A 14,991-nucleotide genomic window follows, 5' to 3' on the forward strand; every position below is an offset into this window, starting at 1 on the left:
CCGGAGCGTGGGACGGCCCCGGGCGTGCGCGACACCCGGGGCCGTCCGGTCGGTACGTCAGACGGTGTGCGCGTCGGCGAGCGACAGCACCTCGTCGAGCACCGCGAGACCGGTCTTGGCCTCCTCCTCGGTGACGGTGCACGGCGGGACGACGTGGAGGCGGTTCATGTTGACGAACGGCCAGAGCCCGCGCTGCTTGCAGGCGGCGGCCAGCTCGGCCATCGGCGCGTTGGCGGGGCCGGCCGCGTTGTACGGGACCAGCGGCTCGCGGGTCCCGCGGTCCTTCACCAGGTCGAGCGCCCAGAACACGCCGAGGCCGCGGACCTCGCCGATCGAGGGGTGCCGCTCGGCCAGCTCCCGCAGGCCGGGGCCGAGCACGGTCTCGCCGATGTGCTTGGCGTTCTCGACGATGCCCTCCTCCGCCATGGCGGTGATGGTGGCGACGGCCGAGGCGCAGGCCAGCGGGTGGCCGGAGTAGGTGAGCCCGCCAGGGAACGCCCGCTCGGCGAAGGTGGCGGCGATCTCGGCGCTGATCGCCACGCCGCCCAGCGGGACGTAGCCCGAGTTGACGCCCTTGGCGAAGGTCAGCAGGTCCGGGGTGACGCCCCAGTGGTCGGCGGCGAACCACTCGCCGGTGCGGCCGAAGCCGGCCATCACCTCGTCGAGGATGAACACGATGCCGAAGCGGTCGCAGATCTCCCGCACCCCGGCCAGGTAGCCCGCCGGCGGGATCAGGATGCCCGCGGTACCGACCACGGTCTCCAGGATGATCGCCGCGATCGTCCCGGGGCCCTCGAAGGCGATCACCTGCTCCAGGTGCTCCAGCGCACGCTCGCACTCCTGCGCCTCGTTCTCGGCGTGGAAGTTGGAGCGGTAGGCGTACGGGCCCCAGAAGTGCACCACGCCGGAGACGCCGGTCTCGTTGGCCCAGCGCCGCGGGTCGCCGGTGAGGGCGATCGCGTTGGCGGTGGCGCCGTGGTACGAGCGGTAGGCGGACATGACCTTCTGCCGGCCGGTGTGCAGCCGGGCCAGCCGGACGGCGTTCTCGACCGCCTCGGCGCCGCCGTTGGTGAAGAAGATCTTGTCGAGGTCACCGGGGGTGCGCTCGGCGATCAACCGGGCGGCCTCGCTGCGCGCCTCGACCGCGAAGCCGGGGGCGATGGTGCAGAGCTTCGCCGCCTGCTCCTGGATCGCGGCGACCACCTTCGGGTGCTGGTGGCCGATGTTGGTGTTGACCAGCTGCGAGGAGAAGTCGAGGTAGCGGTTGCCGTCGTAGTCCCAGAAGTACGAGCCCTCGGCGCCGGCCACCGCGAGGGGGTCGATCAGCGCCTGGGCGGACCACGAGTGGAAGACGTGCGCGCGGTCGGCGGCCTTGACCGCCTGGCCGGCGGCTGAGTCAGCGGTGGGGATGCTCATGCCGGTAAGGCTAGGGAGTCGCGGCCCCGAAGTGCAGTTTCATCTTGTCAGCCGGTCACGCGAACGGCCGACAGGATGCAAAGACACCGGGCCCGGGTCGAAAGGACCCGGGCCCATTGTCCGTTCACACGATGGACGTGCGATCAGATCGCGGTCATACAGCGCCCGACCGTCACGACCCGCTAGATCGCGGTCATACAGCGCTCAACCGTCACGACCCGCTAGATCGCGGTCATGACGTGCTTCACCCGGGTGTAGTCCTCGAAGCCGTACGCGGAGAGGTCCTTGCCGTAGCCGGACTTCTTGAAGCCGCCGTGCGGCATCTCGGCGACCAGCGGGATGTGGGTGTTGATCCAGACGCAGCCGAAGTCCAGGCGGCGCGACATCCGCATGGCGCGGGCGTGGTCCTTGGTCCACACCGAGGAGGCCAGCGCGAAGTCGACGCCGTTGGCGTAGTCGACGGCCTGGTCCTCGTCGGTGAACTTCTGCACGGTGATGACCGGGCCGAAGACCTCGTTCTGGATGATCTCGTCGTCCTGCCGCAGGCCGGAGACGACGGTCGGGGCGTAGAAGTAGCCCTTCTCGCCGACCTGGTGGCCACCGGCCTCGATCTTGGCGTGGGTGGGCAGCCGCTCGATGAAGCCGGCCACCTGCTTCAGCTGGTTGGCGTTGTTCAGCGGGCCGTACAGCACGTCCTCGTCGTCCACGCCGCCGGTCTTGGTCTCGGCCGCGGCCTTGGCCAGCGCCTCGACGAAGGCGTCGTGGATCGACTCGTGCACCAGCACGCGGGTGGCGGCGGTGCAGTCCTGGCCGGCGTTGAAGTAGCCCGCGACCGAGATGCCCTCGACGGCCTCGGCGATGTCGGCGTCCTCGAAGACCACGACCGGGGCCTTGCCGCCCAGCTCCAGGTGGACGCGCTTGACGTCCTTGGAGGCGGACTCGGCGACCTGGATGCCGGCCCGGACCGAACCGGTGATGGAGGCCATCGCCGGGGTCTTGTGCTCGACCATCAGCCGGCCGGACTCGCGGTCGCCGCAGATCACGTTGAAGACGCCGGCCGGCAGCTCCAGGTCCTTGAGGACGCCGCCGATGATCTCGGCGAGCAGGACGGTGGAGGCCGGGGTGGTGTCCGAGGGCTTCAGGACGACGGTGTTGCCCGCGGCGATGGCCGGGGCGAACTTCCAGACGGCCATCATCATCGGGTAGTTCCACGGTGCGACCTGGGCACAGACACCGACCGGCTCGCGGCGGACGATCGAGGTCATCCCGTCCATGTACTCCCCGGCGGCCTTGCCCTCCAGCATGCGGGCGGCACCGGCGAAGAAGCGGATCTGGTCCACCATCGGACCGATCTCCTCCGAGAGGGTCAGCCCGCGCGGCTTGCCCGTGTTGCGGACCTCCGCGTCGACGAGCTCGTCGGCCCGGGCCTCGACCGCGTCGGCGATCTTGAGCAGCAGCTTCTGGCGGGTGCTCGGGGTGGCGTCGCGCCAGATCGGGAAGGCGGCGGCGGCCGAGGCCATCGCGGCGTCCACATCGGAGGCACCGGACAGCGGGGACGTCGCGTAGGCCTCACCGGTGGTGGGGTCGACGATGTCGAGCGTGCGGCCGTCCGCCGCGTCGACGAACTCACCGTTGATGTAGTTGCGCAGCGTGCGAAGGTCGCTCACGGGGTCTCTCCTCGGTCTGGGCCTGCGGCGTTGCAGATTCCGGCGCCATGGTACGTCGGCGGGTCCGGCGCACGAAGGGTGTCGGGTGGCCGGGCCCTGGACGGCGCGGTCCACTGGTTTGGGGGAACGCGCGCTGCGCTGCGGGGCTGCGCGCGTACCGTGCCAGGGTAGCCGCATGACTGCCGGTATCGACAGGTGCAGTGCATGTAGGCGATGAAATCCGTACGCGGATTCCAAGATCGCGACGAAATCAGCAGATTCCTCGCTTGCGAACAGGGGAACGATCAGGCACAGTGGCGGCGTGGCCAACCGCGACCGGAACGCGAGCGTTCCCCTCGATGCCGCCTCCAAGGCGATCATCGAGCAGCTCCAGGAGGACGGACGCCGCCCGTACGCCGCCATCGGCAAGGCCGTCGGCCTGTCCGAGGCGGCCGTGCGCCAGCGCGTCCAGAAGCTGCTCGACCAGGGCGTGATGCAGATCGTCGCCGTCACGGACCCGCTCACCGTCGGCTTCACCCGCCAGGCGATGGTCGGCATCCGGGTCGAGGGCGACATCGAGCCCGTCGCCGACGCGCTGGCCGCCCTCGACGAGGTCGACTACGTCGTCTGCACCGCAGGCTCGTTCGACCTCCTGGCCGAACTGGTCTGCGAGGACGACGAGCACCTGCTCGAACTGATCAACAAGCGCATCCGCGCGCTTCCCGGCGTGCGGAGCACCGAGAGCTTCGTCTACCTGAAGCTCCGGAAACAGACCTACACCTGGGGCACCCGATGACAGCCGACCCGGCGCAGAAGGACCTTTCCAAGACCGCCTACGACCACCTGTGGATGCACTTCACCCGCATGTCGTCGTACGAGAACTCCCCCGTGCCGACGATCGTCAAGGGCGAAGGCACCTACGTCTGGGACGACAAGGGACGCAAGTACCTCGACGGCCTCGCCGGCCTGTTCGTCGTCCAGGCCGGCCACGGCCGCGAGGAGCTGGCCGAGGCCGCCGCCAAGCAGGCCAAGGAGCTCGCCTTCTTCCCGGTGTGGAGCTACGCCCACCCGAAGGCCGTCGAGCTGGCCGAGCGCCTGGCCAACTACGCCCCGGGCGACCTGAACAAGGTCTTCTTCTCCACCGGTGGCGGCGAGGCCGTCGAGACCGCCTGGAAGCTCGCCAAGCAGTACTTCAAGCTGACCGGCAAGCCGACCAAGTACAAGGTCATCTCGCGCGCCGTCGCCTACCACGGCACCCCGCAGGGCGCCCTGTCGATCACCGGCCTGCCGGGCCTGAAGGCCCCGTTCGAGCCGCTGGTGCCGGGCACCCACAAGGCCCCGAACACCAACATCTACCGCGCCCCCGCCTTCCTCGAAGGCCCGGACGGCACGGTCGACCCCGAGGCCTACGGCCGCTGGTGCGCCGACGAGATCGAGGTGGCCATCCTCAACGAGGGCGCCGAGACCGTCGCCGCCGTCTTCGTCGAGCCGGTGCAGAACGCCGGTGGCTGCTTCCCGCCGCCGCCCGGGTACTTCCAGCGCCTGCGCGAGATCTGCGACCGCCACGACGTGCTGCTGGTCTCGGACGAGGTCATCTGCGCCTTCGGCCGTCTGGGCACCATGTTCGGCGCCGACAAGTTCGGCTACCAGCCCGACATGATCACCTGCGCCAAGGGCATGACCTCGGGCTACTCCCCGATCGGCGCCACGATCATCTCGGACCGCCTCGCCGAGCCGTTCTACAAGGGCGACAACACCTTCCTGCACGGCTACACCTTCGGCGGCCACCCGGTCTCCTCCGCGGTGGCGCTGGCCAACCTCGACATCTTCGAGCGCGAGGGCCTGAACCAGCACGTCCTCGACAACGAGGCCGCGTTCCTGGGCACCCTGAACAAGCTGCGCGACCTGCCGATCGTCGGCGACGTCCGCGGCAACGGGTACTTCTACGGCATCGAGCTCGTGAAGGACAAGGTCACCAAGGAGTCGTTCAACGACGACGAGGTCGAGCGCGTCCTCTACGGCTTCCTGTCGAAGGCCCTCTTCGACAACGGCCTGTACTGCCGCGCCGACGACCGTGGCGACCCGGTCATCCAGCTGGCCCCGCCGCTGATCTCCAACCAGTCGACCTTCGACGAGATCGAGCAGATCCTGCGGACCAGCCTCACCGACGCGTGGGCGAAGATCTGACCCCCTGATCCTCCTTCCCCACCCTCCGCCGAAGGGCGGTCCCACTCCCCCGGGACCGCCCTTCGGCATTTTTCCGGCGCTGCCGGCCGATCAAACATGCCTGATTGCGGGTGATTTGCCCGCGATGGACCAGAGCGCCGCAACCGCACCAGGCCCCAGTCGTTCTAATCTGACGACTGTCATATCCCTGCGGCCACCCAGGATGGAACCTCATGTCAGCGGCACCGCCTGACAACGACGTGCTGTGGGCCCGGGGGATCGTCAAGTCCCATCACGGCACCCCCGCCCTGCGGGGCATCTCGATCGGCGTCCGCGAGGGCGAAGTGCTCGCCGTCACCGGCCCGCGCGGCTCCGGCAAGAGCACCCTCCTCGGCTGCCTCTCCGCCCTCCTCCCCGTCGACGAGGGCGAGGTCTGGTTCAACAGCGCGCCCGTCCACACCCTCGGCCGGGCCGGGCGCGAACGGCTGCGCCGCGACCGCTTCGGCTTCGTCGGCTCCGAACCCCACCTGGTGCCCGAACTGACCGCCCGGGAGAACGTCGCCCTGCCGCTGCTGCTCGCCGGCGCCGGCAACAAGGCCGCCTACACCGCCGCCGACGAATGGCTGGAACGCCTCGACGTCGGCGAGGTCGCCCGGCAGCGCCCCGACCGGCTGCTCCAGAGCCAGCGCCAGCGGATCGCCGTCGCCCGCGCCCTCGCCCCGCTGCCGCCCGTCGTCTTCGCCGACGACCCCACCGCCCCGCTCCACCGCGAGGCCGCCGACCAGGTCCTGCGGATACTGACCAGCGCGGCCCGGTCGCACCAGCTCACCCTCGTCCTGGCCACTCACGACCCCGAGCTCGTCCGGTTCGCGGACCGCGCCGTCGCCCTCGTCGACGGACGGCTCACCGCCCCCGCCGCCCCCGTCCCGCGCGGGCACGCCGTCCCGGGGGCGGCCGGCGCGTCCGCCGTCTCGGGCACCCGCCGCTGACGACGCCGAGCCGCTGAAAGAGTCGACGTGTTCTATCTCCGTCTGGCCCGGGGCTACCGGGTGCCCGACCTCGGCCGCTGGCTGCTCACCGTGCTGGCCGCCGCCGTGGTCTCCGCCTTCCTGCTGCGCTCCCTCGGCCGGGCGATGAGCGACCCGCTCGGCGGCGAGGACGCGCTGGTGCGACTGCTCTGGTGCCTGCCCCCGCTCGCCGCCGTCGCCTGGTTCGCGGCCGTCGCCGCCCGCGCCGTACCCGCCCAGCGGCCCGAACGGATCACCGGCCTGCGCGCCGCCGGAGCCGGCTCCGGCCGGATCCGCACCCTGATCGCCGGTGAGGTCGTGCTCGCCTGCACCCTCGGCAGCGTGCTCACCCTGCTGGTCTTCCTGGTCCTGCGCAACGACATCGCCGGGCCCGCGCTCGCCCCCGACCTCGGCATGGGCGTACCGCTGCCGGCCGTCGCGCCGGTCGCCCTGCTCGCCCTGGTCCCGCTCACCGCCGGGATCGCCGCCGCCTGCGCCGTCCCGCCCACCGAGTACCTGCCCGGCGGCCGCACCCGCACCCGCGGCGGCACCGGCTTCGGCGCCCTGCGGGTCGCCCTGCCCGTCGGGCTCGCCGTGATCGGCCTCGCCCTCGAACTCATCGCCCTGCGGCCCGGCGCCGCCGCCGACGGCCGGCCGATCCACCTGCCCGCCGGGCTCGGCAGCACCAGCACCGCCGCACTCGGCGGCTGGGCCGCCAGCGCGGTCGGACTCGCCCTGCTCACCGGCCCGTTGCTGTCCTGGACCGGGCGGCTGCTCGCGCTCGGCCGGCCCACCCCGCTGCGGCTGCTGGCCGGCCGCGGACTCACCGCCCAGGCCCGCCGCCTCGGCCCGCCGCTGGCCGTGCTCACCCTCGCCCTCGCGCTGGTGCTCACCACCATCCGCTACTGGATCGGCACGCCCGACAGCGCCGACGCGCTGCCCGCCGTCGAGGCCTGCCTGGTGCTCGGCTGCGCGGCCGCCGCCGTGGTCACCCGGCTGGCCGAGGTCCGCACCGACCGCCGGGACGTCACCGACGTGCTGCTGCGCCTCGGCACCTCGCCCCGGCTGCTGTTCGGCGCGGTCGCGCTGCGCACCCTGGCGGTGGGCACCACGCTGCTGGTGACCGGCGGGGCGACCGCCGCTCTGGCGGCCGCCGGCCTGCGCTGACCTTGCGGCTTGCGCTGACCTGCGGCTGTCGCTGACCTGCCGGTTTGCGTTGGCCCGCCGGCTCAGCCCGCCGCGGCGAGCTGACCGCAGGCGCCGTCGATCTCCTGGCCCCGGGTGTCGCGGACGGTCGTCGGCACCCCGTGCGACTGGAGCCGGCGGACGAACTCGCGCTCGTCCTCGGGCCGGGAGGCGGTCCACTTGGAGCCCGGCGTCGGGTTCAGCGGGATCAGGTTGACGTGCACCCGGTGGTTCTTGATCAGCCGGCCGAGCAGGTCCGCCCGCCATGCCTGGTCGTTGATGTCCTTGATCAGCGCGTACTCGATGGAGATCCGCCGGCCGGACTTCTCCGCGTAGTTCCACGCGGCGTCCAGCACCTCGGCGACCTTCCAGCGGGTGTTCACCGGCACCAGCTCGTCGCGCAGCTCGTCGTCCGGGGCGTGCAGCGACAGCGCCAGGCGGCAGCTGAGGCCCTCGTCGGCCAGCCGGTTCATCGCCGGGACCAGGCCGACGGTCGACACCGTGACACCGCGCTGGGACAGGCCGAAACCGTCCGGCGCCGGGTCGGTCAGCCGGCGGATCGCGGCCAGCACCCGGTTGTAGTTGGCCAGCGGCTCGCCCATGCCCATGAAGACCACGTTCGACAGCCGCGCCTCGCCGCCCGGGATCTCGCCGGCCTTGAGCGCGCGCATCCCGGCGGCGATCTGCTCGACGATCTCGGCGGTGGACAGGTTGCGGGTCAGCCCGGCCTGGCCGGTCGCGCAGAAGGGGCAGTTCATGCCGCAGCCCGCCTGCGAGCTGATGCACATGGTGACCCGGTCCGGGTAGCGCATCAGCACCGACTCGACGAGCGTGCCGTCGAAGAGCTTCCAGAGCGTCTTGCGGGTGGTGTCGTCGTCGCAGGACACGTGCCGCACGACCGACATCAGCTCCGGCAGCAGGCTCCCGGTGAGCTTCTCCCGGCTGGCGGCGGGGATGTCCGTCCAGCCCTCCGGGTCGTTCGACATCCGGCCGAAGTAGTGGTTGGAGAGCTGCTTGGCGCGGAACGGCTGCTCGCCCAGCTCGGCGACGGCCTCCTTGCGCTCGGCGGGGCTCAGGTCGGCGAGGTGTCGCGGGGGCTTGGCGCCGCGCGGCGCGACAAAGGTGAGTTCTCCGGGCTTAGGCATGGTTCATCCAGTGTCGCAGACGCCGGGAGCAGGCCAGGACGTGCGAGGGCCCCGGACGCGCAGGCGTCCGGGGCCCTTCCACCACTCGCGGCCGGAGGACAGGTTCTGAGGCGTCCTACGGCCGGACAAGGCCCTAACTGCCGACGAAGGCCGCCAGCAGCAGCCAGACCACCGGGGCGGTCGGCAGGAGCGAGTCCAGCCGGTCCATGATGCCGCCGTGGCCGGGCAGCAGCGTGCCCATGTCCTTGATGCCGAGGTCTCGCTTGATCATCGACTCGCCCAGGTCGCCCAGGGTCGCGGTGACCGCCGCGCAGCCGCCCAGGATCAGGCCCTGCCACCAGCTGCCGCCGTCGATGATCAGCTCCATCAGCACGGCGCCCGCCAGCATCGACAGGCCGATGCCGCCGGCCAGGCCCTCACGGGTCTTGCCGGGGCTGATCGTCGGGGCGAGCTTGGTCTTGCCGAACTTGTAGCCCACGGCGTAGGCGCCCGTGTCGCTGCAGATCGTGACGATCAGGAACAGCACGATCCGCTGGGGGCCGTCGTCGGCCGCCAGCATCAACGCCACGAAGGTGGCCAGGAACGGCACGTAGAAGGCGGTGAACACCCCGGCCGTTATGTCCCGCAGGTAGTCCTCCGGCGGCTCGGCCATCCGCCAGACCATCACCGCCAGCCCGGTCAGCGCGAGCGAGGCCGCGGCCCACTGCACCCCGGCCCAGTAGCCGGTGGCGATCATGGCGATGCCGCCTGCGACCAGCGGCACCAGCGGCGCCTTGATCTGCTTGCGCTCGGCGAGCCGGCTGGTCAGCTCCCAGATACCGACCGACACCGCGGCCATCACGACGAACAGGAACAGCGCCTTCACCACGAACAGCGAGGCGATGATCACCACACCGAGACCGACCCCCACGCCTATCGCGGCCTGGAGGTTACGGCCACCGCGCTGCTTGCGCGGCTGCGGCTGCGGGGCGGACTGGGCGGCCACGGGTGTCTCCTGCCCTGGATGGGACGACGGCACGAAGTGGGGCTGCCCGGCCGCCGGGTAGGTCGACGGCGGCGCGGGAGGCACCGGGGCCCCGGGGCGCGGCGGGGCGCCGCGGCCGGGGGTGGCGTCATCGGTTATCGCGCGCAGCACGACCGTCTCCGTCACACCCGGCACCGCCGCCTCGGACCGGTCGTCCCGGAACAGCGGGCCACTCAGCCGACCGGCCTCCCGGGACTGACCGGCGGCGGGGTCACCCGGCCGGCCGGAGCCCGCCGGCGGGCCCTGGTCCGGCACGCCGGGGAACGGGCCGGGGCCCGCCGGTACGGGAGGCATGACCTGAGTCTCCTCCGCGTCGCCGCCCCAGTACACCGGAGGCTGCTGCGAGTGATCCGAACGGTGGCCGGGGCCACCCGGCACGCCGCCCGGCGCACCCGGGTGGGCCGCCCAGCCGCCCGGGTGACCGGGGTAGCCCTGGGCCTGCGGCGGCGCCGGGTACTCGCCGTACCCCGGCGCCGGGTGCGCCTGCTGCAGAGGAGCCTGCGGCCGGGGCTGCGGCGCCGGGCGGTAGGGCTGGAACTGCTGGTCGGACGGGCCCCAGTAGCCAGGGGCGTCAGGGGCGTCGTTCATCAGACTTCGAGCAGCTCGGCTTCCTTGTGCTTCAGCAGCTCGTCGACGGCGGCCACGTACTTGGCCGTGGTGTCGTCGAGCTCCTTCTCGGCGCGGCGGCCGTCGTCCTCGCCGACCTCGCCGTCCTTGACCAGCTTGTCGATGGCGTCCTTGGCCTTGCGGCGCACCGCGCGGATCGAGACCTTCGCGTCCTCGCCCTTGCCCCGGGCCACCTTGATGAACTCCCGGCGGCGCTCCTCGGTCAGCTCGGGCAGCACCACCCGGATGAGGGAGCCGTCGTTGGACGGGTTGACGCCCAGGTCGGAGTCGCGGATCGCCTGCTCGATCGCCTTCAGCGCGGTCTTGTCGAACGGCGAGACGACCGCCATCCGGGGCTCCGGCACCGAGAACGAGGCCAGCTGGTTGATCGGCGTCACGGTGCCGTAGTACTCGGCGACGATCTTGGCGAACATCGCCGGGTGGGCACGGCCGGTGCGGATGGCGGCGAAGTCGTCCTTGGCGACGGCGACGGCCTTCTCCATCTTCTCCTCGGCTTCGAGGAGGGTCTCTTCGATCACTGTGATCTCCCTGTCCGGTTCATCTGCGATTGTCCCGACCGGTGTCGGCGTCGAGGCCGGTCACGGCGACGGCGCCGTCCCGTACGGCTGATTGCTGCTCAGGCCCGGACAGAATCCTGGCTGATGAGTGTGCCGATCTTCTCACTCTTCACCGCGCGCGCGATATTGCCCTCCGCCAGCAGCTCGAAGACCAGCATCGGGAGGTTGTTGTCCTTGCACAGCGTGATCGCGGTGAGGTCGGCGACCTTGAGGTCGCGCGTGATGACCTCGGAGTACTCCAGCGCGTCGAACTTCACCGCGTCCGGGTTGGTCCGGGGGTCCGAGTCGTAGACACCGTCCACGCCGTTCTTGCCCATCAGCAGGACGTCGGCGTGGATCTCCAGGGCCCGCTGGACGGCGGTGGTGTCGGTCGAGAAGTACGGCATGCCCATACCGGCGCCGAAGATCACCACACGGCCCTTCTCCAGGTGCCGGACGGCCCGCAGCGGCAGGTACGGTTCGGCGACCTGGCCCATGGTGATCGCGGTCTGGACCCGGGTCTCGATGCCTTCCTTGACCAGGAAGTCCTGCAGCGCCAGGCAGTTCATCACGGTGCCGAGCATGCCCATGTAGTCGGAGCGCGCCCGGTCCATGCCGCGGACCTGCAGCTCGGCGCCCCGGAAGAAGTTGCCGCCGCCGATGACCACCGCGACCTCGGTACCGGCACGGACGACGGTGGCGATCTCCCGGGCGATCGCGTGCACGACGTCCGGGTCGACGCCGAGTCCGCCACCACCGGCAAAGGCTTCACCGGACAGCTTGAGCAGCACCCGGCGGCGCGAGCCGGCCTTGGGGTCCTGCGCGGTCTCCTGCGTCTCCTGCATGGACTTCTCCTTTTTGCACCTACTGGCTCACAGGCGCGGGTGTGCGGATGCCCGGCCTGCGCGTACGCGAGAGGAGGCCACTGCCGCGGGAACCGGTTCGGTGTCCTGCACGGCAATGGCCTCCTCGTCGTTCATGGTGCCGACGCGGCCCGCCCGTGGACGGTTGGCACTGGGTGAGCCCGTTCGGCGTTCCGCCCGCCCTGGTCAACGGGCGGGGGCGGTTCCCAGCGTAAGGGTGCCGGGGACCAGGTGGAACGTGGCTCAGGCGCCGACGCGGAAGCGGGCGAAGCGCTTGAGGGCGACGCCGTTCTCCTCGAGGACCTTGGCGACGGTCTTCTTGTTGTCCTTCGCGAAGGCCTGCTCCAGGACGGAGTTCTCCTTGACGAAGCCGGTGACGCGACCCTCGACGATCTTCGGCAGGGCAGCCTCGGGCTTGCCCTCCTCACGCGCGGTGGCCTCGGCGACGCGGCGCTCGTTCTCGAGGTCCTCGGCCGGGATCTCCTCGCGGGACAGGAACTTCGGCGCGAACGCGGCGATGTGCTGCGCGACGTCCTTCGCGACCTCGGCGTTCTCCTTGTCCAGCTCGACCAGGACGCCGACGGCCGGCGGCAGGTCGGGGCTGGTCTTGTGCAGGTAGACCGCGACGAAGCCGTCACCGTCGAACTGGGCGAAGCGACGGAAGACGATCTTCTCGCCCAGGGTCGCGTTGGCCTCGTCGACGAACTGCTGGACGGTCTTGCCGGCCTCGATCTCGGACGCCAGGGCGGCATCCAGGTCGGCCGGGGCGGTCTTGGCCACGTGAGCCGCGATCGCGTCGGCGACCTTGACGAAGTTGTCACCCTTGGCGACGAAGTCGGTCTCGCAGTTCAGCTCGACCAGAACGCCGGACTTCTTGTCCTCGGCGATCAGCGCGGCGACGGCGCCGTTGGAGGCGTCACGGCCCTCGCGCTTGGCAACGCCCTTCTGGCCCTTGATGCGCAGGAGCTCGACGGCCTTCTCGACGTTGCCCTCGGCCTCGTCCAGGGCCTTCTTGCAGTCCATCATGCCGGCGCCGGTGAGCTCACGGAGCTTCTTGACGTCCGCGGCGGTGAAGTTCGCCATGGTGTGAATCTCTTCTCGCGTCTCGCGTGTCTGCGTGGGGAGACGCCGGGACCGATGATTCGGTCCCGGCGCGGGAGAGAGGGGCACCTACCGGTGTCGTACCGGCGGGTGCCCCTCACCCTTGGTACGTCAGGCCTGCTCGGCCGGCGCCTCGGTGGCCTCAGCCTCAGCGGCGGGGGCCTCGACGGCCTCAGCCTCGGCGGCGGGGGCCTCAGCGGCCGGAGCCTCGGCGGCGGCGGGGGCCTCCTCGGCCTTCTTCTCGCCCTCGATGAGGTCCTTCTCCCAGTCGGCCAGCGGCTGGTCGGCGCCCGGCTCGGCCTTGACGTCGCCCTTGGCGACACCGGCGCGGGACTTCAGACCCTCGGCCACGGCGTCGGCGATCACGCGGGTCAGCAGGGTGACGGAGCGGATCGCGTCGTCGTTGCCCGGGATCTTGTAGTCGACCTCGTCGGGGTCACAGTTGGTGTCGAGGATGGCGACGACCGGGATGTTGAGCTTCCGGGCCTCGCCGACCGCGATGTGCTCCTTCTTGGTGTCCACGATCCACACGGCGCTGGGAACGCGCTGCATGTCGCGGATACCGCCGAGGGTCTTCTCCAGCTTGTCGTGCTCGCGCTGGAGGACCAGGAGCTCCTTCTTGGTGAGGCCGGAACCGGCCACGTCCGAGAAGTCCAGCTCGCCGAGCTCCTTCAGGCGCTGCAGGCGCTTGTAGACGGTCGAGAAGTTGGTCAGCATGCCGCCGAGCCAGCGCTGGTTCACGTAGGGCATGCCCACGCGGGTGGCCTGCTCGGCGATGGCCTCCTGGGCCTGCTTCTTCGTGCCGACGAAGAGGACGCTGCCGCCGTGGGCAACGGTCTCCTTGATGAACTCGAAGGCGCGGTCGATGTAGTTCAGCGACTGCAGGAGGTCGATGATGTAGATGCCGTTGCGCTCCGTGATGATGAAGCGCTTCATCTTCGGGTTCCAACGGCGGGTCTGGTGACCGAAGTGGACGCCGCTCTCCAGCAGCTCCCGCATCGTGACGACGGCCATAGCCGTGCTCCTCAGGTGTTACGGCCCGGCGGTCGCGCAACGGACGGCGGGTTCGCGCGGTGGCGCTCCCCGCTCGCGCGGTGCGTCCGGCCGGGTCAGGCTCGGTTTGTCCGTGGCAGCCAGGTGACAGCCACGCCTGACGCCCCGAACGTGCCGAGCCGCTTGAACCCGCACGGTCCGGGGACCAGGCGGGCTCGGCGGACCGAGCGGCACTCGCACCTGGCGGGGGCAGCGGCCGGGCCGCGTCCGTCCACCGGTGGCGGGGCGTGCGAAGTCGACCCGGCGGACCGGGTCGCGTGTGAAGTGTACGGGAAGCGCCGCGGAGCGGGCGACTCCGCGACTGGCGGAGGCCCTGGACGGGCGGGTCCGCGCTGGCGGGAGCTGGGCGGGGGCGGGGCGGCCGGGCCTTGGGAGTGCTGCTGCTGCGGTGCTTGTACACCGGATGGCGGCATCCGTACACCCGCTGGAGGGACGGGATCAGGCCACGAGGGCGGTTTGTCCACAGGAGTCCGGAAGTGGGTGGCGCCGGGGCGGCGGCGCAGCAAGCCTCGGGGCATGACCGCTCGCGCCGAATGCCTGGCTCCGCCCGCCGTCGGTCCGGCCTGCTCGGGGCCGGACCGGTTGAGGCTTGACCGATTGGGGCCGGGCCGGTTGGGGCCGGGCTCGTTTCGTGTGCTGCGGGGGCTGGTCGCCGTGCTGGCCGCGCTGGTGCTGCTGGTCTCGGGCGGTGCGGGGCGGGGCGCCGCTCTCAGCGGGGGTGTCGGAGGTACTGGCGGGGGCGGAGTAGGTACTGGCGAGAGCGGCCGGACCGGTTCGGGCGATGCGCGGGCCTGGCCGGTGGGCGGGCCCGGCGGGGTGCTCCGGCGGTTCGAGCCACCGGCCACGCCATGGGCCGCCGGACACCGGGGAGTGGACCTCGCCGCCGCGCCCGGGGCGGAGGTGCGGGCGGCTGCCGCCGGGGTGGTCACGTTCTCCGGGCTGGTGGCGGGGCGCCCGGTGGTGACCGTCACCCACCCCGGCTCGGGGTCACCCCCCTTGCGGACCACCTACCTGCCCGTCGCAGGCACCGCCCCGGTCGGCACCGAGGTACCCGCCGGACAGGTGATCGGGCGGCTCGCCCCCGACGGACGGCACTGCCCAGCACGGGACTGCCTGCACTGGGGGCTGCTGCGCGGCGGGCGCTACCTCGACCCGCTGGCCCTGTTCGGCGCGGGAGCGGCGCGGCTGCTGCCGCTGGGCGGCGCCGGGCGCACCTGATGAA

Annotated in this window: 13 protein-coding genes; 5 read left to right on the forward strand and 8 right to left on the reverse strand. The window is 71.5% G+C overall.

From position 1 onward, the window contains the following. Positions 1–57: 57 nt before the first annotated feature. Together A6F73_RS11165 and A6F73_RS11170 are read right to left on the reverse strand one after the other, a co-directional pair. Positions 58–1,416 (reverse strand): aspartate aminotransferase family protein, encoded by a 1,359-nt coding sequence (locus A6F73_RS11165; protein WP_063347659.1) that lies wholly within the window; start codon positions 1,414–1,416, stop codon positions 58–60. Between the two features lie 221 nt (positions 1,417–1,637). Beyond that, on the reverse strand, positions 1,638–3,083 hold the full coding sequence (locus tag A6F73_RS11170) for a gamma-aminobutyraldehyde dehydrogenase (RefSeq protein ID WP_063347660.1): 1,446 nt from the start codon (positions 3,081–3,083) through the stop codon (positions 1,638–1,640). A gap of 301 nt (positions 3,084–3,384) precedes the next feature. Between A6F73_RS11170 and A6F73_RS11175 the strand changes: the two genes are divergently transcribed. The 4 genes from A6F73_RS11175 to A6F73_RS11190 all read left to right on the forward strand — a co-directional run bounded on the left by A6F73_RS11175 (position 3,385) and on the right by A6F73_RS11190 (position 7,402). Then, complete coding sequence (locus A6F73_RS11175; protein ID WP_030243538.1) at positions 3,385–3,858, forward strand: Lrp/AsnC family transcriptional regulator; 474 nt, start codon at positions 3,385–3,387, stop codon at positions 3,856–3,858. Continuing rightward, positions 3,855–5,249, forward strand: a complete 1,395-nt coding sequence (locus A6F73_RS11180) for an aspartate aminotransferase family protein (RefSeq protein WP_063347661.1) — start codon at positions 3,855–3,857, stop codon at positions 5,247–5,249. The genes A6F73_RS11175 and A6F73_RS11180 overlap by 4 nt, the downstream gene beginning before the upstream one ends. 212 nt (positions 5,250–5,461) lie before the next feature. Then, positions 5,462–6,217: an ATP-binding cassette domain-containing protein gene (locus tag A6F73_RS11185; protein ID WP_063347662.1), complete on the forward strand. Its 756-nt coding sequence runs from the start codon at positions 5,462–5,464 to the stop codon at positions 6,215–6,217. 27 nt (positions 6,218–6,244) lie between these two features. After that, positions 6,245–7,402, forward strand: a complete 1,158-nt coding sequence (locus A6F73_RS11190) for a hypothetical protein (protein WP_063347663.1) — start codon at positions 6,245–6,247, stop codon at positions 7,400–7,402. A 62-nt stretch (positions 7,403–7,464) separates the two neighbouring features. On the opposite strand, the gene rlmN is transcribed toward A6F73_RS11190, so the two are convergent. The 6 genes from rlmN to rpsB all read right to left on the reverse strand — a co-directional run bounded on the left by rlmN (position 7,465) and on the right by rpsB (position 13,730). Beyond that, entirely contained in the window at positions 7,465–8,565 is a 1,101-nt protein-coding gene (gene rlmN, locus A6F73_RS11195; RefSeq protein WP_063347664.1) for a 23S rRNA (adenine(2503)-C(2))-methyltransferase RlmN, read from the reverse strand. Between the two features lie 133 nt (positions 8,566–8,698). Further along, on the reverse strand, positions 8,699–9,883 hold the full coding sequence (locus A6F73_RS11200; RefSeq protein WP_107453025.1) for a phosphatidate cytidylyltransferase: 1,185 nt from the start codon (positions 9,881–9,883) through the stop codon (positions 8,699–8,701). A gap of 293 nt (positions 9,884–10,176) precedes the next feature. Further along, on the reverse strand, positions 10,177–10,734 hold the full coding sequence (gene frr / locus A6F73_RS11205; protein WP_063347665.1) for a ribosome recycling factor: 558 nt from the start codon (positions 10,732–10,734) through the stop codon (positions 10,177–10,179). 98 nt (positions 10,735–10,832) lie between these two features. Continuing rightward, on the reverse strand, positions 10,833–11,597 hold the full coding sequence (gene pyrH / locus A6F73_RS11210; RefSeq protein ID WP_063347666.1) for a UMP kinase: 765 nt from the start codon (positions 11,595–11,597) through the stop codon (positions 10,833–10,835). Positions 11,598–11,858: 261 nt separating this feature from the next. Then, positions 11,859–12,698, reverse strand: a complete 840-nt coding sequence (gene tsf / locus A6F73_RS11215) for a translation elongation factor Ts (RefSeq protein ID WP_063347667.1) — start codon at positions 12,696–12,698, stop codon at positions 11,859–11,861. 129 nt (positions 12,699–12,827) lie between these two features. Then, entirely contained in the window at positions 12,828–13,730 is a 903-nt protein-coding gene (gene rpsB / locus A6F73_RS11220; protein ID WP_063347668.1) for a 30S ribosomal protein S2, read from the reverse strand. A 909-nt stretch (positions 13,731–14,639) separates the two neighbouring features. Between rpsB and A6F73_RS43030 the strand changes: the two genes are divergently transcribed. Beyond that, positions 14,640–14,987, forward strand: a complete 348-nt coding sequence (locus tag A6F73_RS43030; protein ID WP_244293357.1) for a M23 family metallopeptidase — start codon at positions 14,640–14,642, stop codon at positions 14,985–14,987. Positions 14,988–14,991: the final 4 nt, after the last annotated feature.

It is taken from the genome of Streptomyces sp. MJM8645 (assembly GCF_001625365.1).
In the GTDB taxonomy this organism is placed as follows: domain Bacteria; phylum Actinomycetota; class Actinomycetes; order Streptomycetales; family Streptomycetaceae; genus Kitasatospora.